We start from the raw sequence: 22,970 nt of genomic DNA on the forward strand, positions 1-22,970 counted from the left end.
TATCTATATATACTAATAGCATGGTTGAATAAAATGATATTTGAGGTAAAATATTATTAGATAATGATTGTTAAATAACAAACGTTGTTATGAGATTATAATTAAATAACTTTTAGAATATAATATAAGAATAAATTTTATTTAGGTGTAAATTATAGGAGGTCATGTATTATGAAAATTGCAGTAATAGGATGTACACACGCAGGAACAGCAGCGGTAGTAAATGCAAAACAACTTTACCCAGATAGTGAGATTACAGTTTATGAGAGAAATGATAATATATCTTTCCTTTCTTGTGGAATTGCTTTAAGTGTATCTAATGTAGTAAATGAACCAGAAAAATTATTTTATAATTCCCCAGAAAATTTAAATAACCTTGGTATAAACATGAGAATGAATTATGATGTAACTGATATTGATATGGATGAAAAAATAATCACAGCTACAAATTTAAAGACTGGTGATATAGTAAAAGAAAAATATGATAAATTAATTTTAACCTTAGGATCGTGGCCAATAGTTCCTAATTTTGAAGGAAGAAACCTAAAAAATATATTACTATGTAAAAATTATAGTCATGCAAAAACAATTATAGAAAAATCAGCTGATGCTAAGAATGTAACAGTTGTAGGAGCTGGATATATAGGGGTAGAACTTGCTGAAGCCTTTGAAATGAAAGGTAAAAATGTAACCCTAGTTGATGCAGAAGACAGAATAATGAGTAAATATCTTGATAAAGAATTTACAGATATAGCAGAGAATGAATTTAAAAAACGTGGAGTAAAACTAGCTTTAGGTGAAAAAGTTCAAAGGTTTGAAGGAGAAAATGGTATAGTATCTAAGGTAGTAACTGATAAAGGAAGTCGTGAAGCAGATTTAGTAGTACTTTGCATAGGATTTATACCAAGTACAAGTTTAATAAAAGGAAAATTAGACACTCTTCCAAATGGAGCAATAATAATAGATGAATATATGAGAACTAGTGTTAAAGATGTATTTGCAGCTGGAGATTGCTGTGTTGTAGAATATAATCCAGCAAGGGATAAGAGATATATTCCTCTTGCAACTAATGCTGTAAGAATGGGAACCTTAGTTGCTAAAAACCTAGTAAACCCAACTCTTAAGTATATGGGAACCCAAGGTACTTCAGGAATAAAGATATATGATAAATGTATAGCATCAACAGGGTTAACAGAAGAGGTTGCTAAGAAAACCACATCTATGGAGATTGACTCAGTAATGGTTAGTGAAAATCATAGACCAGAATTTATGCCAACCTATAAGGAAGCAACCATAAAGCTTGTTTATGACAAAGCTACAAGAAGAATTCTTGGAGGACAGATTATTTCTGATGAAGATTTAACTCAACACATGAATACCCTATCTGTAGTAATTCAAAATAACATGACCATAGAAGAACTGGCAATGACAGATTTCTTTTTCCAACCACACTTTAATAAACCATGGAGCTTATTAAATACTGTAGCTCTTAAAGCACTAAAGTAATATATAAGTTATATTATATATAATTTAAAAATAACTCATCATAATTAATATGGTGAGTTATTTTCATAGTAAAATAGATTGCTTTGATAAATTTAATAAAAGTAATGAGATAACAGTTAAAGTTTCTATGAAGTCTGTTTATTAGAGTTAGATTCGCTGGACTTACAATTATTATAAAAATTATTTAAAAAATTATAAACTTCTCCTGAATAAAATTTATCACTAGTATTTTTATCCATCTTGGACAATAAGACTTGGCGAGTAATAATATCATTTAGATTAACTTCTTTACAATTTTTCATAATATCGTACATTATCATAAAAGTCGTAGTTCTTTCAAGTCCTTCATTGCCATGGAAATGAAGCCAGCTGCCTTCAGGTTGATTTTTTACAACTTCCATAAAATAATTTACCATAGCCTCTGTAGGTAAATTTTTATATGTTACAGGAATACGAATATAAGATAATGAATAAGCTTCAGACTGCTCAGTTTCATTTTGAACCTTTGAAGGTATAATTACATCTTTAAAACCCTCTAAAGCAATAGGTTTATTAAGTGGGATAGATTTTAATCTAGAGTTTTCATCAGCAATGATTTCATTTACTGTTAAGCCTCTATTTGCATCGTTGTTAGCATTTTGCCAACTTACAGGAATCCCATCAATAAATCCATGGGATTCTTCTCTTAAGTCAATAATAGTTATAGGCACATTACCTATAGACTTCTTCATTAAAGGAACTCCAGTTTTAGAAAATTGACCACTACCAGAAATATTAAGCTTATCTAGACCAGACAAATTTATATTTTCTGAAGGAGTAATTTTATCTGTGCTCTTTCTAAAATATTTTGGTAATTCAAAAGCAGTTGGAGAATCAACCATTAACTTTACATCTGGAATAGGAGTAGCATAACATACAACATAATTAAAGGATAGAATTATAGTTAAAAAAGCAAATAAATTAATCTTTAAAAATTTTTTCATATTTAGACACCACCTATATAATATTTAATTAGTATCTATTATAATTTTACCTATGACATTCTAAATTATTCATAGTAAAATATAGGTATTATTGGTGTGGTGCTAGTATAGTTTATTGTAAAACTATACAAATAGATTAATATAAAACTATTTAAATATGGAACTATAAAACTAGAAAAATAGTTAACTATTTGTTCTGTTCATGCGGGTTTCAGAGATTTTACTGCTCAAATAGTATTATGAACTTATTAGTTAAATTAAAAAATTAGGAGGATGTTTAGTGAATATAACATTAATAACTGTAGGAAAAATAAAAGAAAAATATTTAAGAGATGCCATAGATGAATATTCTAAAAGATTATCAAGATACTGTAAGCTTGAAATAATAGAACTTCAAGATGAGAAAACACCAGATAATGCATCAGAAAAGGAAGAACTTCAAATAAAGGATAAAGAAGGTCAAAGCATATTATCAAAAATTAAAGATAATGCTTATGTTGTAGCCATGGATTTAAAAGGAAAACAAATTTCATCTGAAGAATTTGCAAATTTCATAGATAACTGTGGATTAGAAGGAAACTCTAATTTAGTTTTTATCATAGGAGGAAGCTTAGGTCTATCAGATCAAGTTATAAAAAGAGCTAATTATAAAATATGTTTTTCTAAAATGACCTTTCCCCATCAATTGTTCAGAGTAATGCTTCTAGAACAGATATATAGGGGATATAGGATAATAAAGGGTGAACCGTACCATAAGTGAATGAGATTTTTACTTTAATTGGTATTAGATTTGGGTGAGAGGTTAGTGATGATTCGCCTCAACCATGAAACCCTCGACAATACAGAAATGTGTTGTCGAGGGTTATTATATTTTGTTAAAAGTTTTCTCTATGGTAAAATATTAAGTATAATAATTTATTACATGGGGGAATTTAAAAAATGGCAAATATAAATGGTGATTGGTTTCATTCTAGAAGTAGTTCAAATATAACTGAATTATTAACAGTGAGAGATATAATAAATGAAAGCAAAAAATTAGAATACAATGGGATGTCTTGGTCAGGAGGAAGATATGGAAATCAACGATTATATGATTTAGCTATTGCAGGTAGGGTTAAACCATCTACACTACAAACCAAATTACGAGCAATGATAAGATTTGGGTTTTTAGAAGATAATAAGTATTGCCCTATTAGATGGAGTAAAATGGGACAAGTATGGAATGATCTTTATGTATCAGGAAATGAAGAGGTAGCAAATCAGATATATAAATGTATATTGATAGTATCATTAGCAACAATAGCATTTATAAATGAAAAACCTTATTATGAATTAAATCCAGCAAAAGGAGAATTACCGTTAAAGTACTTATTAAATAATTTAGATTGTGATAACTCAATATCAATATCTAATTTTTATAATATGGTAGACGGTAATACAACAAGAGTTGGAGATAATATATCTTATTGGAAAAAAGATTTGGTTAATTCTGGGTTGTTTAAAGAAGATAATGGATATTTAGTGTATACATGTATATACAATGAATTAGTTGAAGAAATAAAAAAATTTATTCCTGATAGTACTTTGTCAGATGAAGATTGGATTTTAATAAGGCAGAATCCAATGATTGATATATCACCATTTAAGGAATCAGTTAGAAAAATATTTGAGGCAATACTAGATAATAGTATTTCTGATTCAAATGAATTTAATCAAGATCCAATATCAGAAATAATATCAGAACAGCTAGAAAATAGATTGCCACAAGTAGATATATTAAGTACAGAGACTAATTATATCACTAGTACCAGAAAAGTTAGAAATTCTACATGGAGTAAAAGAGTTAAAAAGAGATATAATAATAAGTGTGTAGTTCCTGAATGTGATGTTGAGGGGGAGTTATTTGTTCAAGGGTGTCATATAAAGCCAGATAATTTAAATGAAGAGGGAACTCCTCATAGGGCACATATTTTAAATGGAGTATGTATGTGTTATTTATGTCATAAATTGTTTGATAATGGATATTTTACTTTCGACGATAATGGGAGGATAATAGTATCTAGTGAGATAGCTAAATTACCTGAGCAAAGAGCTACTAAAGTAATTAAAATGAGTGAAAATAAAATAATTAAAAGTAGTAATGATAGAAGATTACCATTACATGAGTTTATAGATTATCATAGAAAAAATATTTTCAAACCATAAAAAATAAGTTAATTATGTAGTATAATAGGATAGCCATAGAAAGTATGACTATCCTATTATACGAATTGGAGGAGTATATGAGTAGAGGAATAGATAAACAAAAGGAAATATTGTCTGACATTCAAGAGGGTATTCCGTTAACATATAATTATGAACTAAGTAATTTAGTACACTTTCAAGAAGCAATAACTCAACCAGTTCAAAGGTGGTATCCTTATAGAGAGGGGTATTCGATTGATTTAGTGAATTACTTTATAAATAAATTAAATGTAAAAGGGGTAATATTTGATCCATTTTCTGGTAGTGGGACCACATTATTAGCAAGTAGATTGAATAATCTAAAGTCAATAGGAATTGATGTTAATCCAATATCAGTTAAGGTAGCAAAGAGTGAGAATGAATTATATACCAATGATGATTTAAGAATATTTAGTGAATTTTTAGAAAGTGTAAAGTTATTGCAAAGGAATGACAAAGAGTATGATACTAAATTTGAATTAAAAGATAAAGTATTTAATAAAGAAATACTAAATACTTTGTTACAGTTAAAAGATTTTATTTCAAAAATAGAGAATGAAAAGATAAGAAATTTATATTTTGTCCAGTGGTTATCAATAATAGAACCTGTTTCAAATATTAAAAAAGAAGGTAATGGGATAAAGTATAAAAACAGGAAAAGAACACCTAATGGATATATAAATATAGAAAAAGAAGTGTGGGAAGAAGAAAATTTTCCAGCAGATAAATTCAATTATGTTAAAAATAAGTTTATAGATAAGCTGTATTTAGTTAAGGAAGATCTAGAAAAGTATTATGGTCCATGTGAATTTAAACCGGAGATTTATTATGATAGCTGTCTTAATATGGAGCAATACATAGATGAAGAAATAGAATTTACATTTTTCTCTCCTCCATATTGCAATTGCTTTGATTATTTTGAGATTCATAAGGTCGAATTGTGGTTAGGGGATTTTATTAATGATAAAAGTGAGTTTAGAGAGTTTAGGAATAAGGGGTTAAGATCCAATACAAATTCTATAAAGGATAAAGAAATAAATTATTTTAATGATTATTTAGAGAAACTTATTAATTTATTTGATGTAGATAATCTTTGGAATAAAAAGATACCTTATGTAGTAAGAGGTTATTTTGATGATATGTTTAAGCTATTGAAAAAAATATATGATAGCACAAAAAAAGGTGGCTATGTAGGAATTGTTGTAGGTAATTCTGCATATTCAGGTGTAATTGTTCCGACGGATTTACTATTAGTTAAAATATCAGAGACAATAGGATATAAAGTAGAGGAATTAATTATTACAAGACATTTAACTACAAGCTCTCAGCAGAAAGCAAAATTAGAGGAATTAAAAGAATATTTAAGAGAAAGTGTTATAATCATAAGAAAGGAATAGGATAAATGAATGAGCAAGTATGTAAAATTACAGCTGAAATACCATTAGATATAGATAATGGTTGTATTTTAGATATTAATACGACTAAGGTTACTGACTATACTCATGGCTTTCATAAATATCCTGGTAAGTTTATTCCTCAATTACCAAGGTGGGCTATGAGAAAGTATTTAAAAAAGGGAGAAGGAAAATGTATTATAGACCCTTTTTGTGGTTCAGGTACAACTTTAGTAGAAGGATTATTATATGGACATAATGTTATAGGGATTGATATTGATCCATTATCAGTATTGATATCTAAAGTTAAAACAACAAAATTAAATGTTGATGAAGTTAATCGTATATCACAATGGATACTAGATAATATGGAAAATACAGAAAAGAAATTCAAGCCTAAATGTGAAACTATTAATCATTGGTTTACTAATGATTCAATAAAAAAGTTATCAAAGATAAGAGCATTAATAGATGATATTGATGTAGTGTTTGGTAGTAATAAAGAAATAATAGATATAAAGGAATTTTTAATAATCTGCTTTTCATCTATTATTAGAAGAGCATCTAATGCAGATAACCAATCTCAAAAGACATATGTTTCGGGTACAAAAATTAAAGAGCCCGAGGAGGTATATAATTTATTTAGAAAACAGGTTAACTTGTATGTTGATAGAATTAAAGAATTTTCAAATGAATTAAATGATGGTATTGAAAGTAAAGTAATATGTTTTTCAAATAACAGAGATTTAAATAATAAATTAGAAAATTTAAAAGTAGATTTAGCTATATCATCACCTCCATATATAAAGTCAATTGATTATGTATATAACCAAATGGCTGAATTATTTTGGATTGGAGATCTATTTGAAATGGACACACAAGAAAAACAAAATATTAAAAAAGAAAAGTATATAGGTACAAGCAAGATTTTTAAAAATGAATATGAAGAATATAATCCCAATATTAGTAAATTGAATATTGAAGAGTTGGATGAGAAATTAGGAGGCATTTTTGTAAATGATATAAAAAATGGTCATAAACATTCGTATATAACATATAAATACTTTGTTGAAATGGAAAAGCATTTTAAAGAGATGAGTAGGAATTTGAAGAAAGAAGCACATTATATAATGATAGTTGGGAACAGTACTGTAAGTAACACTTTATTTAATACTTCACAATATTTAATAGAAATAGCTGAAAGAAATGGATTCCAACTGGTGAATAAGTGGGGATACAAAATAAAAAATCACTTTATGGGTTTTGATAGAAAGGGGAGAGGGGGAAAAATAGAAATTGATTGGGTAATGGATTTTGTGCTAAGAGAATTTTAAGTATATATTATATATGTAATAAGATAGTATTTTTTATAAAAGTACTATCTTTAATTATTATTATAGGAGTTGTAAAAAATGAAAAAGGTTATTAAATTGGATGATTTAAAAGGATTTTTCTTACATAATAATATGATTAATATTATATGTGAGAAACTTAATATTTTAGATGAGAGCTATGGGGATGAAAGAAATATTGATGCAGATTTAGGAGGATATGTATTAATTGTAGAAAGTAAAGATGACATTATTGAAGCAAGGAAAAATATTTTAAAAGACATTATACCAGAGTATGTTGATAATATTGAAGGTGAAAGAGGTAAGCAGTATTGTTTAGCTCTTTTTCTTTTGTCTTCAGATTATGCAGTAGTTGTAGTTGCTACTAAAGAATTAATGGATATTCTTATAGAAGATTAGGAGGAGGAAGGATGGGAAAGAAAGCTATTAAGGAAACTAAGTATTGTTCGTTGATTTATCAAAGTTTAATTTCAGATGAACAATATACTTATGCATTAGAGAAGATTATGGTTAAACCACTGGGAAATAGAGAAGAATTAAGATTTAGTGTTTATAAAGATCAACAACGATATGGTATGAAGTTATTAGTAAGACCATTGGATTTTCAAGAAGAATTATTTTTAGAGTTATTAAATAAGGTTTTGGAAGATAATTTATTTAGTAAGAACTTTAGAACTAAATTAAAGAATTTGATAAATGAAAAATGGGGCTTAATCATCAGTACTAATGATGATTAAGCTTTTTATTATTTTATGAAGGTAGTAGTGTATGAAAAGAATTTTATGTGTAGGTGTAATTAGAAATGGGAAAATAACTATAAAAACTTGTGCTGAAAAGGAGATAAGAAAAAATGTTCAAGAAAAATAATAGATATGTAACTAGAGGAGTAAATGAGGAGGTAGATATAAGATTACAACTTATAATTTGGTTTATGCTTGATAAGCTAAAATTAGAAGAAAAGATTGAATTAGATTACTTGCAGGTTTTCAAGCTAAGAAAAGAAGGAAATAAGGTTGTAATAAATAAAAGTCAAGAAGTTCCTAAGTACTCATGTACATATGAAATAGAGCTAGAAGATATTCAGATAGATGATGAGGTTAAAATATATGTGATTGATAATGGAGAATATTCAACTATGCTCCTACCATTAGAATATTAATTAAGGAGAGCTAAATAATGAATAAACTAAGTAAAGAGAAGACTTTTGATTATGATAGTAAAGAGCTTCTAGGAGTAATGCGTTTCGACTTCTATGATGGAAGACTTTCGAATCAATGGAATCCAAGATACATAATAATAGAATTGAATTATAGAAAAGAAATAGACTTAAAGAAGTTGCAAGAAGAACTAAATTACATTCAATTCACATTGATACAGGACTTCAATAAAATTGTAGAACTATGCAATGGTACAGGCTATGATAAAGAAACTTTAGTATGCATAGAGTTTAAAGAAGGTAAATATGTTATTAAGCTAATACCTGTACTAGATAATTATTCTTACATATATGCTTATAAAAGATAGGAGGACAATACATGGATATAGTAACTGTAGTAAGAGTTGTTGGAACAATATTAACCGTGATAGCTGCTTCAATAGAAGCAATAGGAAAAAAAGAGTAAGGAGTATTCAACAATAACTAATAATTGTAATATCGTTGTAATTAAGAACTAATGATCTTAATACAGCGATATTATAATAAACTAATAGTAGTATTTTTTTGTCCTTAGTATTTCTTAAAACAGTGATTGTTTCAACATTTCTAAAAGTAAGGAGAGTAATGTTCTAAAAAATAAAAAGAACCCTAAAATTAAAACATTAAAATAAGGAACTTGAAATTAGGAATTGGGACTTGGAAAATCCAACGGGGGGTAGGGGGGTATAAGAACCTAGAAAAGAATTGAAATAGATAGTGGATCTATTTCAATTAAAAATAATAATAAAGATACAATAATTAAAACTAAAAATATATAATCAATTAATAAATATAATAGTTATGGAAAACAATGATTGTTAAGTTGAAAAACATAATTATTTAAGAAATAATATTCAATTAATAAGTAATGATATTCAAAATTGATTTAAGAAGTAAAATTGAATTAAGTCAGAAAGTAGAATAAACAGATGAAATTGAATAGTTCAATCAACAGAAATACATCAAAAAACTACAATAAACCATCAGAAAACAGCGTTTTGGAAAAAGGTGAAGAAATGTGCAATTCAACATACAAAGCCTTCAATAAGGGCTAAATCAACTGTTTTTACTCAATGGTTCAAATATATATTATAAATCTGATAACAGAGTTAATGTTTCTAAAAGAGAAGCATTAACTCTTTTTATTAGGGCATTTAAGAAAGGTGCTTCTGATGTAGTTGGAAATGTATCATTTAAGAATTATTTAGCGAATTTTTCATTGAGTTATTCGCATGAATATTCATGTCAGAGTGGTTATTATTTTTTAGGGAGGTGAAGCTAATGTATGCAATTAAAAAAAGAAGATTTTAATGGAGTGTATTCAACAATTTTTGAGCATCTGGGAGAAGATATTACTAGGGATTTATACAATTTATTTCGAGGACAACAATTTAATTTTCCAATGAAATTATACTCTAAAGAATATGTCTTAAGATACTTAAGTGAAAATTATGATGGAAATAATATAAGAAAGCTAGCAAGAAATCTTAATTATTCAGAAAGATGGGTACAAGTAATTATAAGTAAAAATAAAATAGGAGTAAAAGGGGATAAGTAAAAATGGAAGTATTAACGGTAATTTGTGCAATCATATTGGGTACAGTAATCTTTTTAGGCATCAATACAATGTTTGATATATGGTATGTAGGTTGTGGTGCAATGGTTGGAGAATGGTTTGTCTGTGTTATAATATCAGGAATTTTAGTACAGTTTTTAGGGGGCATAGTTGGGGGATTATTTTCAGCATTGTGGTTTTTAATAAAAATTGTATTAATTATAGCAATTGTCGGTGGAATTGTAATGTTTATTTACGACAAGCTTAGAGGTAAATAAGGGGGAATAGAACTATGAAAAAGAAAATAATTATTATTGCAACTATAGTAGTACTATTTATCATAGGGTACATAGGAATGGGGAATAATGAAGAAAAGAGAATGATAGAAAATAGTGTTAAAGCCATAGAAGCAAGGGACTACGATTATGCAGAGGAAGCTTTAGGAAGTGTAGTAGATGGCAATAATAAGAAAGTAGACAAGCTATGGAATATTATAAAATGTTACAAAGGTGCACAAACAGAATTTTATGCAGGTAATATTGATAAAGCTAATGAATACTTAGATGACATGAATAGCAAGTATAAGAAGTATGATACATTAAAAGAAGATGTTGAAAATTTAAAAGCCGAAGTTAAAGAAAGAGAAACTTACATAGAAGAGCTAAGGGGAAAAATTCCTGAATATGAAAAGGTACTTAAGAATAAAGAATATGAGAAGTACAATGAAATTCAAAGCGAGATTAAAGAAGTTGGCAATAAAGACTTTTATCTTAAATTACCACAAGATATTTTAAATAAATTAAATCAGTTGGAACTTAGTTTGGGAGAAGGTATAGGAGAATATAATTCAATAAAAGCAGAAAAGCAGAAACAAGATGAAGAAAAAGAATTAAAAGCTACTGATGAAAAATTTACACCAGAAATGGCTAAAGAATATGCTGAAAAAGATACTAATATAAACACTGGAAATACAAGATTAGAAATCATTCCTACACCAGAATATGATGAAGTAGGAAGAAAGTATTATAGGGTAGCTGTTTATTTAAAAGATAATAATGAATTGATATACTATTATTCAGTTTATGCAACAGGTGGAACACAGTTTTTAAGTTATAACTAAGTTTTAATAAAGCTTTATTTATCATTAGAGATAGATAAAGTTTTATTTTTTTTATTAAAAAATAGTTAATAATAAATAAGTTTTTGGTAAAAACTAGATGTAGTCGAAAATAGGAGAAAAAACAAGAAAAAAAAGAATTAAAGTTTATGTAAAAAAATAAATATTAAACAAAATAAGTAAAAATATATAAAATAATAAAAAAAATAGAAGCATAGGAAGTCCTACACTCAAAAAAATAAAAAAGTTATAACCTAGGAAGACTTAGTGTGTAAATAAATATATTATATATAAATTAATGTTAAATACTAAATAAAATTACATTGTAAAATATTAGGTAAAATTTTACTAATCACGTCTGGTTGATTTGAGAGTTTTTATATTGAAAAGTATTATATTAGTAAGCTAATCAACCACAAACATATTATAAATAATAAATAAGGGGGGCAAAAGGTGACAGAACAAGAACGATGGCAAGAATTTTTGGATATAGGATTCATAGTTAAGGAAAGGACAGGTGAAGTACTGGGTTTGAATGCAAATATATTTGCATCATACTTAGGTAGAAGATTCAGATTAATTTACTACAGAAATGATTTTTACAATTATAAAGAGAAGTTAGGAAAATGGATCAAAGTTGAAGATATGAAAATGAAATATATCTTAAGAAAACTTCTTCTTAGTTACTGTGATAGTATTTGGACAAGAAAGCTGGAGGACGAATACATAGAAGCATTAAAAAGAACAGTATTCTTTGAAGGAGAACTAAATAGTAATAGAAGGTTTATAAATATGCTTAATGGGATGTATGATTTAGAAACTCATACATTGAGAGAGCATAGTTATAAGTACTACAGTACTATTCAAATACCAATTACATATGACCCAAATGCTAAATGTCCTAATTTTGAAAAGTTTTTAAACGAGTCATTTTTAGGTGATAAGGAGTCAATACAAGTAGCTGAGGAATGGTTAGGCTATTCCATGACATCTGAAACTAAAGCTCAAAAAGCGTTAGTTTTATATGCAAAAGGTAGAAATGGAAAAGGAGTATATCTTCACATATTAGGAAAGTGTGTAGGAAAAGAAAATACTACTAATGTAGCAATCACAGAGTTAAGCAGTTCATTTATGCGTTCAACTTTAAATAACAAACTTGCTAACATATGTAGTGAAATGGAGTTAAATAGTAAAAGCTTGAATACTCAATATTTTAAGATGATAACTGGTGAAGATGAAATAATGGCTGAAGAAAAGTATAAACAAGCTTTTTCATTTAAACCAACAGTAAAACTAATCTACTCAACTAATAATTTACCTCATACAAAGGATGTTACTTTAGGTTTTAAGAGAAGATTAAGTGTTCTTCACTTTAGAAATACTGTAGCTGAAAAAGATATTGATGTAAACCTAAAGGAAAAACTAGAGGCAGAGCTTTCGGGGATATTCAATCTAGCAATGAAAGGCTTGAAGAGACTAGTAGATAACAGTTTCCAATTCACAAAGTGTAGTATCTCAGATGAATTACTGAAAGAGTATGAAAAAGACCTTAATCCTATGATTTCTTTCTTTGAAGAGTGCATTGAGCAAGCTGATGATACTTATAGGGAAGATAGAAAGGTAATTTACAATACTTTTAAAGTGTGGGCTGATGCTAATGGAATGAAGGGGTATGCAGATATAAGTGCTAGAAAATTCTGGACTAAATTTAATGAGCAAATGGAAGAATTAGAATACAAGTACAAGACTGGACATTCTAATAAACTTAGCTATTATACAGGTGTAAAAGTTATTGGAGAGTACAAGATTGATAAGAACCATCCAATGTACAGCGGAGTTCCATTGGGGGGATAGGGGGGAGAGTGAGGGGAATTTGAAAAAGTCTAAAATCTAATCAAATCAACAGGTTGGGGAGGTGGGGAGTTGAATTTCTTTAAAAATATCAAAAAGATATTTTTAAAAGAAGGTAATAGAATAGTTTCTTTCAAGGTAATCTCCCACTCAACCTAATTCAGTAAAATCAACAGGTTCAGAAAACAACAATCAAACAACAATTCCCCACAATAACACCCAATAAAAAGGTAGTGAATTAAATTTAATCAAATAAATTGAAAAGGAGAATGATGAGATGGCAGTAGTAAAAAGAAGACCAGTTCCAAGAACAACAGATAAAACCGAGGGAAAAAGTAGTGAACCAACTACATGGAAAGCAGAGGAGGAAGATGTAAACTCAAACGAACCAAGAGAAAGAAGGAGATGTCCTATAACAAGTGATTTAAAAACTAAACAAAATGAAGTAGAAGGAAGAGAGGATGTAGTAACAATAAATAATTTAGAACAAGAAGAAGGAAACCAAGAACAAGGTAATTATGAATTAGATATGTTTCAACCATCAGTAAGTCAAACAACAAGTAGAGGTAACTTTAAGGCAGGAGCTATGTCAATTGTAAAGTCTAACTGTGGAAAAAGGATTACAATTTCTAAAAAAGTGATGGACAAGTTAAATAATCCATCAAGGATTGTAATATCATTTTCAGATGAAAGAATAGCCATTGGAGAATACTTACCTAACAACAATAATCAGCTAGATTTAAAGATGGTAGGAAAGAAAGGAATTATTTACTCTGCTAGTTTAGTAACCGAAATAGCAGAGAAATATAAATTAGATTTCAGTACTAGAACATCAATGACATTTACAGAAGTTAACTATGTAGAAAGCAACGGATATACTGTTGCAATAATAAAAATAAAATAAATGATTTCAAGGAGGAACAAAATATGGACAAGTCTAAAAGAGTAGAAGAAATAATGAAGATTTTATCACAGGTTATACAAGATTACATTGAACAGGGAAAAGTACCTGATAAGAAGTAGCTGTAAATTAAGTACATAAGCTTGATACTAACCAAAACATGATTGGTATCAAGCTAATAAAATAAATGATAAAGAGGAGAGATTAGCAATGGCAGTTATAAAAAAGGATGGAAGAATATCAGTAATCAAGGAGGTGAAAAGCAATGGATAACTTTAACAGTGTAGATGAAATCATACATATATTGTCTCATATGGTATTAGATTACCTTCAAAATTACAATAAGGCTAATTAAATCCAATTTACATAATGCTCTATGCTAGTTTTTACTAGCGTAGAGCCTACTAAGAAAGTTTTAGATATATATTATATTTTTGATAAAACTAATGGAGGGATTACAATTGAATAGAAAGAAGATAATAGCAATATACACTAGGGTTTCTACATTAGAACAGGCAGAAGAAGGTTACAGTATTGATGAACAAGAAAGATTGCTGATGGATTATTGTAGAAGGAATAACTACGAGGTTTATAAGTGTTATTCGGATAGAGGAATTAGTGGTAAGGACATTAAACATCGACCTGCACTAAAAGAATTGCTAAAGGATGCTGAAGACAAGAATTTTGATATGGTAATTTCATGGAAGATTAACCGTATTAGTCGTAAACTTGCAGATGTATTAAAGATTATAGATACCTTTGAAAAGAATAACATTACATTTAAATCTTACTCGGAGCCTTTTGAAACAGATACCCCAGCTGGTAAAATGCAATTTCAGATGATGGCACTTATAGGGGAATTCGAAAGAGGTACCATAGCACAGAATGTTAAGATGGGAATGTGTGCAAGAGCTAGACAGGGGCTTTGGTGTGGAAATAGAGTTTTAGGTTATGATTTAGTTCCCATGGAAGATTCAGAAAAAAAGAAGAGGAAAGAAACTAAACTACAGATAAATCCAGAGGAAGCGAGAATAATTAAACTAATATTCAGTATGTATGCTAATGAAGGAAAAGGATATAAAGCTATAACTACTAAACTTAATTACTTAGGGTATAAGACCAAGAAAGGAAATGATTTTTCAGTAGGTTCAATTAAAGATATACTTACTAATCCAGTATACATAGGCAAGATAAGATATAACTTAAGACAAGAATGGAGTGAGAATAGAAGACGTAATATTAACCCAGATCCAATAATAGTAGATGGAATACATGAAGCTATAATTGATATGGCTACATGGGATAGAGTACAAGCTATAATGGAATCAAAGAAAGGTAAGCCTTCAAGAATCTATGATGGAGAGTATCTATTAACAGGAATATTAAAATGTCCAGTGTGTGGTACTGGAATGGTGATAATGAGAAATGGTAAGAAGAGAAAAGACGGAACTAAAGCAACATACTATGCTTGTGGAGCATGGAAGAATAAAGGAACAGCAGTATGTAATAGTAATGCAATAAATGTAGATAAAGCTAATAAGTATGTTTTTGGAAAGTTGTCAGAACTCTTATCTAATGAGAAGATGATAAAGGCTATTGTAGCAAATATAAATAAACAAAGAAAGACTAGAGTTGCTCCTGCTAAAAAAGAAACTCAAAGAATTGACAAAGAACTAGAAAAGCTAGATAAGAAGAAGGGAAAAATATTTGAAGCATATGAGGATGAGTTAATCTCTAAAGAAGAATTCTTCAGTAGGAAGGAAGAATTAAATGAAAAAATACAGAGATTACTAGAAGAAAAGGAGCCCTATACAGTAGCATTAAGTGAAGATACAGAACAACAAGTACCCTATGAATTAATAAAGAGTGTACTAGAAAACTTTAGTATGCTCCTTGCCAATAGTGGTAGTAGAGAAGAAAAGAAAATGTTACTTCATATGATAATATCAGAAATAACTATTAATAAGCTAAGGGAAATAGATTCAATAAAACTAAAAATTAATGATAACTTAATAGAGTATATAAGTAAACAGGAAGGAGTACCTAAGGAGGGGACTCCTTCTTGTTTTATTTTAAGAAATATTGGAATAAATACTTTAAATTTAGATATTGCTATATAAGTTAAAATGGTATAATTATCTTATGGAATTTAAATAGATAAATTTAAAAAACTATGGGGAGAGATAGTATATGGCAATACCAACATATGAAAGAATAATGCTTCCATTATTAGAAATGTTAAGAAGTAATGAGATCTATACTAATAATGAATGTATTGAGATATTGGCTAGAAAATTGAATATTACAGAAGAAGAAATGAACTTATGCTTTTCAAGTGGTAAAAAAAGAGTATTTTATGATAGAGTAAATTGGGCAAAAACTTATATGAAGAAAGCTGGACTAGTAGAGGCACCCAAAAGGGGTCTAGTTAGGATTACCAAATTAGGGTTAGAATTGTTGCAAGAAAATCCAAAGCAGTTAAAATCTAAAGATTTATTAAGATATGATAGTTTTTATGAATTTGTAAGTTCAAGTAATAAAGATCAAAACCATAATGAAAATAATGAAGTAGCATTAAATGAAAAAACACCATCAGAAGAAATTGCAAATGCTTTTGAAAATTTAAAGACCTCATTAGCAGATGAAATATTAGAAAAAATCAACTCATGTTCATTTGAATTCTTTGAGAAAGTGGTAATAGAGCTATTGATTAAGATGGGATATGGTGGTTCAAGAGAAGAGGCAGGGAGGGCAACTAAGAAAACAGGTGATGAAGGTATAGATGGAATAATTAATGAAGACAGACTTGGTTTAGATAGTATATATATTCAAGCTAAAAGATGGAAAGATACAGTAGTTGGTAGACCAGAAATTCAAAAGTTTTCTGGAGCATTAGATACTCCAGGAGCAAGTAAGGGGATTTTTATAACGACTTCAACTTTTTCTAAAGAAGCTAGAGAGTATGTTAAAGTTATAAATACAAAAAATATAGTTTTAATTGATGGTATGCAGTTGGCACAGTATATGATTGAATTCAATGTTGGCGTATCTACGGAAATAATATATGAAGTGAAGAAAATGGATACAGATTACTTTATTGAAGAATAATAGTAAATTTTTAGTTATATAAATTACAATTTGGAGAGTGATAAGAATGAGCATAAGCAAAAGCCTTGTTTTAATAAAACAAGAGTTTACAGATAAAATTATTATAGACGAAGATATAGAGAACCAACTTAAAGGTAACAGAGGTATTTACGGATTATTTATCATCAAAAATGAATTTAAAGAATGTGCATATATAGGGAAATCTGAAATTGTAAGTTCAAGAATAACAAATCATCTATATAAAATAATAGACGGAAATCATGCTGTTATCAAATTAAATAAAGCTTTTCTAGATAAAGAAAGTAAAATTTTATGTGAATTTATAGAGCCAGTAGAACATTGCTTTGATAATTATTATAAGGATGCACAACGTCTTGCAAGCCGTGAATGTTATTGGATTGATAAATGTCAAGAAATAAATCAATGTCTTGAACAGGTTCCAGCAGGAAAACGCCCTGGTAAGGATTGGTGGTGCGAACAAGCACAAAAAACCAAATTATAAAAAAAAGAAGAGTCGAATAATAGAGTTAAAATTCTTGATGAACAGAAAGCGAAATTATTAATTACAATTTAAGATGATGTAATATAAGAAATGTAGTATGAATTTATAAAAAGTGAAAGTAGAGAAAAAAGAAGAAGTTGTTATACATTATAATTGCAGAGATAATAATAAATAAATTAGGGGAGTAAAACATGGGGAAGAAGAGAAATAAAAAAAGTAATAGAGATACAAATATAAATGGAAGAAGTAACAAAGCTAATGAGTTAGACCCGATAAATTCATTATTATTGGTAATAAAAAAGAATAAATTAAAACTAATTGGTTTATCTATGAATATGTTTTTAGCTATTTTCTTTGCAATCAGAATTACTACATTACATTTATGGGGAGTAAAATCTGAATTTATATTTAGGATGCTTCCTACAAATTTTTTAGAGTACTTTTCTGAAATAATAGTATTAATATGTGTAATTATATTCACCATGTGTTTAGAAATAATTGCAAGAAAAAGAATTAGGAAATTTACAAAAGGAATTATCTATTTAAGTTATATAATTATATGCTCCATTATTATAAATGTATTAGTAGCTAATAATTTATTTATCTTTTTTATGTTTATACTTTGGTTACTTACATATTCTTTATTATATTTAATGTTGATTAGACCCTTTTATTTATATGAAGAAAGAAAATTAGCACAAGGGGCTTTAAATTATAAAAATAAAAAATATAAAATCATTGTAATGGTTATAGAATATATAGGTGCTATATTCCATTTTGGTGTTGTAGTTATGGTTGTAGCTAATATTTATAGCATGGTTCCTTCAAATCATCTTATTGATAAGACTGGTGAATATATAGTTATTTCAAGTGTTCAAGATAAAGCATTAATTAGCAAATTTTCAATTGAAACTACTAAAAGTGGTACAAATTATATTTTGCTAGATAAAGGAACGATTCAAATATCAAGTCTGAGCAAGCTAGAGTGCGTATCTCAAAATAGAAAGATTCCAATATTTAAAGAATCAATAAAATAGATGATAAAAAAACCTCATTTACTATCGATACGGAGAACCGTACCATAAGTAAATGAGGTTTTTCTAAATTCGGATAAGGAATGAAGAGTTTTATACTAATAGCTTAATAATCTATAATAATGATTATGCCATTTCTCAACAAGAGAGAAAATTTATATTTTTTACAAAAAAATAGCATTATTCTCTTGACTCTTCCTTTGGGGAATCGTTTATGCTAAGTTTATACTTTATAATTAAGAAAAAGGGAGGGAACAAATGAACAACCTAATCAAAATCAAAGATGTGTCAAGCAAATATGATATTACAGCCCGTACACTGCGTTATTATGAGGACATGGGATTGCTGTCCAGCACACGAAGTGATGACTATACATATAGAATGTACGATGAAAACGCTGTTAGGCGGCTTGAACAAATACTTATTTTACGCAAGCTGAATATCAGCATAAAAGACATTCAACGTGTTTTCAACACTTCCGGTTCCGATGTAGTTTTAGAAGTGCTAGGAAAAAAAGTACAGAGTATAGACAACGAGGTTGCACTTTTGCATGAGCTGAAGGAAATCGTGCTGGATTTTATACGCGAAATCGAACAAGTGAACTTTGCAGACAACTCCGACATAAAACTGTTATATAACAAGGCTAAAGAGATTGAAACACAGTTAATAAGCGTTGACTATATCGGTAAGCCCTCTAATATAAACCGCTTGATTGAAATAGCGGAAAAATTGGATAAAAAAATTCCTGATATAATGGTGATCAGAATACCGGGATTTAAAGCAGTAACGTGTGGCGACCAACCATGGGGGGAAATGTTCAAAGAAGGCGGATATATGAACCAATTGTGGCAGCGTTGTCATTTGTATAAGAGTGTGATTTTCGATTGTTTTGATTTTTTGCTGTCTAAAAATAACAAAGCTGAATGGATATGTGCCGTTAAAGATGATGTTACCAATGCGGATGTGAGCCCTTTTAAATTGTTCGATTTTCCAGGAGGCTTATACGCTATGGCAGTCAGTATTGACGAAGATAACGAGAGCATACGCAAAGTGGAAGATAAAGTTCGCCGATGGATTGAAAGCACAAATTTTGAGCTTGACAAAGGTCGCAATGTTATGTTCAATATGCCTTATTTATATGAAGATGGAAGAGATATTGCCTATAAAGACATAGAAAAGGGACTTGGCTATAAACAAATGCAAAGATATTTTCCCATTAAGCTAAAAGAAGGAGTATAAAAATACAAGGAATTTCCATATATTATTTAAGTAATTGAGAAATGCAAAGTATGACAGAATCCATAGGAAAATAAAAAGTAAATGGAGGAATTATCATGAACAAGTATGAAAAAGCCATGAAGTTTATGGAAGAATACTGCGGAAACGGAAAGGACAACCTTATTGCTCTTGCAACTATTGCATTGTCCCCGAGCGCCGTCGGCAATCCCCGCCCTGCTGTCCGTATGGTTGATGCTTATTATGAAGACGGTGTGTTTTATGTTTCTACAGACGCGAATAAAAATAAAACGCTGGAAATTGGGAAAAACAACGAGATTTCCATCTGTGGGTTAGACTTGTTTGTTGCTCAAGGAACGGCTGAAAATCTCGGTTGGGTAAAGGACGAGAGGAACGCGGAAATAAGGACGAAGATGAAAAAAATCTTCACATGGTTCGATGCACATGGCGACGAAGATAACCCTGACTCAATCGTTCTGCGTATCACCCTTATGGAAGGAACTATAACTGATAACGACAAAAAATATGGTGAATGGCAGTATAAAGTTGACTTTGCGAAGAAAGAAGTGAAATAAATGCGAAAGACGCTCAAGGATATGGCAAAACATTTAAAAAATGTTATTACGCCAGAAATACCTGAAACATATGCAATTGATCCAATGTTTGAAAATATTTCAAATGAGGAAGATATTCGAGAAGGAGTTCTTGCGTTCAGAAACTTTTTGTATCACCTTTGCGATGTTTTGATTGTTGAAGGTGATTCGTATGATAATCATAAAAAGAATGCTCACGTATTTGATGACCGCGTTACTATTTCGGTATATTTTCCATTCCTGCACAATGTGAAATGCTTATTATTGAATATAGGTTTTCATGGTGTACTAACAGAAAGAGCTCAATCCCTTACCGTCGGAAACAATATATTCAACACGAAAATCCCTGTTTCAAAATGCATTGAATGCTTGCGATTCCTGACTGACTGCGGCATATTGATTGACGGTATAAACTTGAATGATAAAAAACCGGATTTATTAAAAGCTGATAGAATAAAAATTTCGTATCCTGATAATCCTGCTATGTTGACGGGCTTGAAGGTAATGGCAATAGCAGAGATAGAATTTGGTAGAAACGCCAACAAATCGAAGGTCAATAAGTCCAATACAATCAGTTATTGCCGCTTCTCCGATATTTTATTGCGATGTGATTACAGAGTATTGAAAAATAATAAAATCGACGATGTTATTTCTATATTAAAAGATACTATGAAACATTTGTCTCCCAATGTGCAAGATTTTATATTGAAGCTACATCAACGCTATTTTGATAAAGGGCTTAAGTGCAATGTGGAAATAAAAGATTTATGGATAAAGATTAAATATTCTTATAAAAGTAAAGAGATATTCGGATTTAATGTATCACTTAATAATGGTTATCAAATAAACATCAAAGCGAAAAACACGCATAAATACGCTGATACCATCGAAAAATTCCCTTCATTTATACAAGGAATGATTGAAAAGGGATATGGCTGTGGAATAAAAAGAGGAATAAGCGATCATTGTAATGGAGGTTGCCAAGGGTTTCGTTTTTCACTGGATGACTCAATCATTGATATAAGAAATGCTATCGAAACTTGGATTGACACGGAATTGTCATTTGTATAATATAAGCATTAGTAAAACATAGTGGAAAAATACTATATACCTTGATTAGTGAGATTATCTAATTTGAAATTTTAAGGATTTTTGTTTTGCGGAGTAATGTTGACAACAAAAAATCAGTAAGTCAAAATAATATGTGTAATTTAAGTAAAAAACCTCACTTGACAGTGTTACGGTGAACCATACCATAAATGATGGAGCTCTTTTCTAATCACAAAGAGGAATTGTCCTAAAATTATCGAATAAATATATAATTAGAACTATTTATATATTTGGGAGGATTTTATGGAAGATAATACAGAAAAAATAAAGTTAAGTTTTTGGAAGAAAATAATAGGTAGCATTCAAGGAATAGCGCATTATGAGAATGTGTTAAAAGAAACTACTGGGAAGGCAGTACTATATTTACTATTAATATCGCTGTTTCTTGGAGCTATTGGATCTATAAGAGGATCTATTGAGGTTAATAATGGCATATCAGAGCTTATACAAATATATAATGACAATTGTCCAAACTTTGAGCTTATAAATGGAGAGTTAAGTGTTGAGGGCAGTATGCCAATGGTTTTATCAGAAGATGAAGATAATTATATTATTATAGACACAACTAACAGCACAAATCCTGATGTTTTAAATTCTCATAATAAAGGTATTTTAATACTAAAAGATAAAATGATTAAAAAAGAGAACGAATTACAAACACAAGTAACCGAATTCAAATCATTACAAGGATTAACCATTAATAAAGATATAATATATAGCTATTTACCTTACGCGAAGATTATTATACCATTTATTTTTATTGTAAGTATTCTTGGATATTTCTTGGGTGGACTCTTAAGTGCTCTATTGTTAGCTCTATTTGCTCTTATAATCAATGGAATTTTTAAAACAAAGTTGAAATATGGACAGTTGTATAGATTAAGCATTTATGCACTAACTACTCCGCTTATAATAAATACAATCTTGAAAATTTTAAGTATAGAACATTTTAGTTTCTATTGGTTAGTATATCATACTATAGCTTATATTTATATTGGCTTTGCACTGAACAAACTAAAAAATTCTAAGAATAATATTTCATTAGATTAGGTGTATAAATCAAATAAAAAGGTTAATGTCATAAATATTACGGTCAATGGTACCGTAAGTAACCATGACTCTCTATATTATATATGTTTAGGGTATTGAAATTCCCTTTATGATATGCAATGAAAAGTATAATAAGGTTAAAAAATGAAGCTACAGATTGTATAAAAATCTGTAGCTTTTTCTACGTTAATCAGAATTGAAGATATATAGTCCATATTGTAATCGGATTTACATTATAGTTATCTCATAACCAGTCAATA

At 29.0% G+C, this 22,970-nt stretch carries 23 protein-coding genes; 22 read left to right on the top strand and 1 reads right to left on the bottom strand.

Going from position 1 to position 22,970, the window contains the following annotated elements; all coding sequences use genetic code 11:
* The first annotated feature begins 171 nt into the window (after nt 1-171).
* Nucleotides 172-1,506: an FAD-dependent oxidoreductase gene (locus B3Z56_RS14200; protein ID WP_346849204.1), complete on the top strand. Its 1,335-nt coding sequence runs from the start codon at nt 172-174 to the stop codon at nt 1,504-1,506.
* Nucleotides 1,507-1,631: 125 nt separating this feature from the next.
* On the opposite strand, the gene B3Z56_RS14205 is transcribed toward B3Z56_RS14200, so the two are convergent.
* Nucleotides 1,632-2,489 carry a fused DSP-PTPase phosphatase/NAD kinase-like protein gene (locus B3Z56_RS14205; RefSeq protein WP_346849205.1) on the bottom strand — a complete coding sequence of 286 codons (858 nt, stop codon included), beginning with the start codon at nt 2,487-2,489 and terminating at the stop codon, nt 1,632-1,634.
* Between the two features lie 280 nt (nt 2,490-2,769).
* On the opposite strand from B3Z56_RS14205, the gene rlmH reads away from it, so the two are divergent.
* The 21 genes from rlmH to B3Z56_RS14310 all read left to right on the top strand — a co-directional run bounded on the left by rlmH (nt 2,770) and on the right by B3Z56_RS14310 (nt 22,710).
* Complete coding sequence (rlmH, locus tag B3Z56_RS14210) at nt 2,770-3,249, top strand: 23S rRNA (pseudouridine(1915)-N(3))-methyltransferase RlmH (protein ID WP_035134602.1); 480 nt, start codon at nt 2,770-2,772, stop codon at nt 3,247-3,249.
* Nucleotides 3,250-3,428: 179 nt separating this feature from the next.
* Nucleotides 3,429-4,694 carry an HNH endonuclease gene (locus B3Z56_RS14215; RefSeq protein WP_346879057.1) on the top strand — a complete coding sequence of 422 codons (1,266 nt, stop codon included), beginning with the start codon at nt 3,429-3,431 and terminating at the stop codon, nt 4,692-4,694.
* Between the two features lie 77 nt (nt 4,695-4,771).
* Nucleotides 4,772-6,109, top strand: a complete 1,338-nt coding sequence (locus tag B3Z56_RS14220) for a DNA methyltransferase (RefSeq protein ID WP_346879058.1) — start codon at nt 4,772-4,774, stop codon at nt 6,107-6,109.
* A gap of 5 nt (nt 6,110-6,114) precedes the next feature.
* The gene (locus B3Z56_RS14225; protein ID WP_346879059.1) at nt 6,115-7,440 is read left to right on the top strand and encodes a DNA methyltransferase; all 1,326 of its coding nucleotides are present in this window, start codon (nt 6,115-6,117) and stop codon (nt 7,438-7,440) included.
* Nucleotides 7,441-7,518: 78 nt separating this feature from the next.
* A complete protein-coding gene (locus B3Z56_RS14230; protein WP_346879060.1) occupies nt 7,519-7,857 on the top strand; it encodes a hypothetical protein in 339 nt (112 codons plus the stop codon).
* Between the two features lie 11 nt (nt 7,858-7,868).
* Complete coding sequence (locus B3Z56_RS14235) at nt 7,869-8,195, top strand: hypothetical protein (RefSeq protein ID WP_346879061.1); 327 nt, start codon at nt 7,869-7,871, stop codon at nt 8,193-8,195.
* Between the two features lie 113 nt (nt 8,196-8,308).
* Nucleotides 8,309-8,617 (top strand): DUF960 family protein, encoded by a 309-nt coding sequence (locus tag B3Z56_RS14240; RefSeq protein ID WP_346879062.1) that lies wholly within the window; start codon nt 8,309-8,311, stop codon nt 8,615-8,617.
* A 17-nt stretch (nt 8,618-8,634) separates the two neighbouring features.
* Nucleotides 8,635-8,982, top strand: a complete 348-nt coding sequence (locus B3Z56_RS14245; protein ID WP_346879063.1) for a hypothetical protein — start codon at nt 8,635-8,637, stop codon at nt 8,980-8,982.
* Between the two features lie 956 nt (nt 8,983-9,938).
* Nucleotides 9,939-10,211, top strand: coding sequence for a Mor transcription activator family protein (locus B3Z56_RS14250; RefSeq protein WP_346879064.1), 273 nt, complete (start codon nt 9,939-9,941; stop codon nt 10,209-10,211).
* Between the two features lie 2 nt (nt 10,212-10,213).
* Complete coding sequence (locus B3Z56_RS14255; RefSeq protein ID WP_346879065.1) at nt 10,214-10,486, top strand: hypothetical protein; 273 nt, start codon at nt 10,214-10,216, stop codon at nt 10,484-10,486.
* A 14-nt stretch (nt 10,487-10,500) separates the two neighbouring features.
* Nucleotides 10,501-11,328 (top strand): hypothetical protein, encoded by an 828-nt coding sequence (locus B3Z56_RS14260; protein ID WP_346879066.1) that lies wholly within the window; start codon nt 10,501-10,503, stop codon nt 11,326-11,328.
* 450 nt (nt 11,329-11,778) lie between these two features.
* The gene (locus tag B3Z56_RS14265; RefSeq protein WP_346879067.1) at nt 11,779-13,179 is read left to right on the top strand and encodes a phage/plasmid primase, P4 family; all 1,401 of its coding nucleotides are present in this window, start codon (nt 11,779-11,781) and stop codon (nt 13,177-13,179) included.
* A 274-nt stretch (nt 13,180-13,453) separates the two neighbouring features.
* Nucleotides 13,454-14,080 (top strand): hypothetical protein, encoded by a 627-nt coding sequence (locus tag B3Z56_RS14270; RefSeq protein WP_346879068.1) that lies wholly within the window; start codon nt 13,454-13,456, stop codon nt 14,078-14,080.
* Between the two features lie 443 nt (nt 14,081-14,523).
* Nucleotides 14,524-16,197, top strand: coding sequence for a recombinase family protein (locus tag B3Z56_RS14275; protein ID WP_414633086.1), 1,674 nt, complete (start codon nt 14,524-14,526; stop codon nt 16,195-16,197).
* Nucleotides 16,198-16,267: 70 nt separating this feature from the next.
* Nucleotides 16,268-17,185, top strand: coding sequence for a restriction endonuclease (locus B3Z56_RS14280; protein ID WP_346879070.1), 918 nt, complete (start codon nt 16,268-16,270; stop codon nt 17,183-17,185).
* Nucleotides 17,186-17,231: 46 nt separating this feature from the next.
* Nucleotides 17,232-17,687: a hypothetical protein gene (locus B3Z56_RS14285; RefSeq protein WP_346879071.1), complete on the top strand. Its 456-nt coding sequence runs from the start codon at nt 17,232-17,234 to the stop codon at nt 17,685-17,687.
* 191 nt (nt 17,688-17,878) lie between these two features.
* Nucleotides 17,879-18,724 carry a hypothetical protein gene (locus B3Z56_RS14290; protein WP_346879072.1) on the top strand — a complete coding sequence of 282 codons (846 nt, stop codon included), beginning with the start codon at nt 17,879-17,881 and terminating at the stop codon, nt 18,722-18,724.
* 255 nt (nt 18,725-18,979) lie between these two features.
* Nucleotides 18,980-19,960, top strand: coding sequence for a MerR family transcriptional regulator (locus B3Z56_RS14295; protein WP_346879073.1), 981 nt, complete (start codon nt 18,980-18,982; stop codon nt 19,958-19,960).
* Between the two features lie 95 nt (nt 19,961-20,055).
* Nucleotides 20,056-20,532 carry a pyridoxamine 5'-phosphate oxidase family protein gene (locus B3Z56_RS14300; protein ID WP_346879074.1) on the top strand — a complete coding sequence of 159 codons (477 nt, stop codon included), beginning with the start codon at nt 20,056-20,058 and terminating at the stop codon, nt 20,530-20,532.
* Nucleotides 20,533-20,553: 21 nt separating this feature from the next.
* Nucleotides 20,554-21,621 (top strand): hypothetical protein, encoded by a 1,068-nt coding sequence (locus tag B3Z56_RS14305; RefSeq protein WP_346879075.1) that lies wholly within the window; start codon nt 20,554-20,556, stop codon nt 21,619-21,621.
* A gap of 282 nt (nt 21,622-21,903) precedes the next feature.
* Nucleotides 21,904-22,710, top strand: a complete 807-nt coding sequence (locus B3Z56_RS14310; protein ID WP_346879076.1) for a DUF1189 domain-containing protein — start codon at nt 21,904-21,906, stop codon at nt 22,708-22,710.
* Nucleotides 22,711-22,970 lie beyond the last annotated feature (260 nt).

The organism is Clostridium sp. UBA7791 (assembly GCF_002480755.1).
GTDB lineage: Bacteria > Bacillota > Clostridia > Clostridiales > Clostridiaceae > Clostridium_J > Clostridium_J sulfidigenes.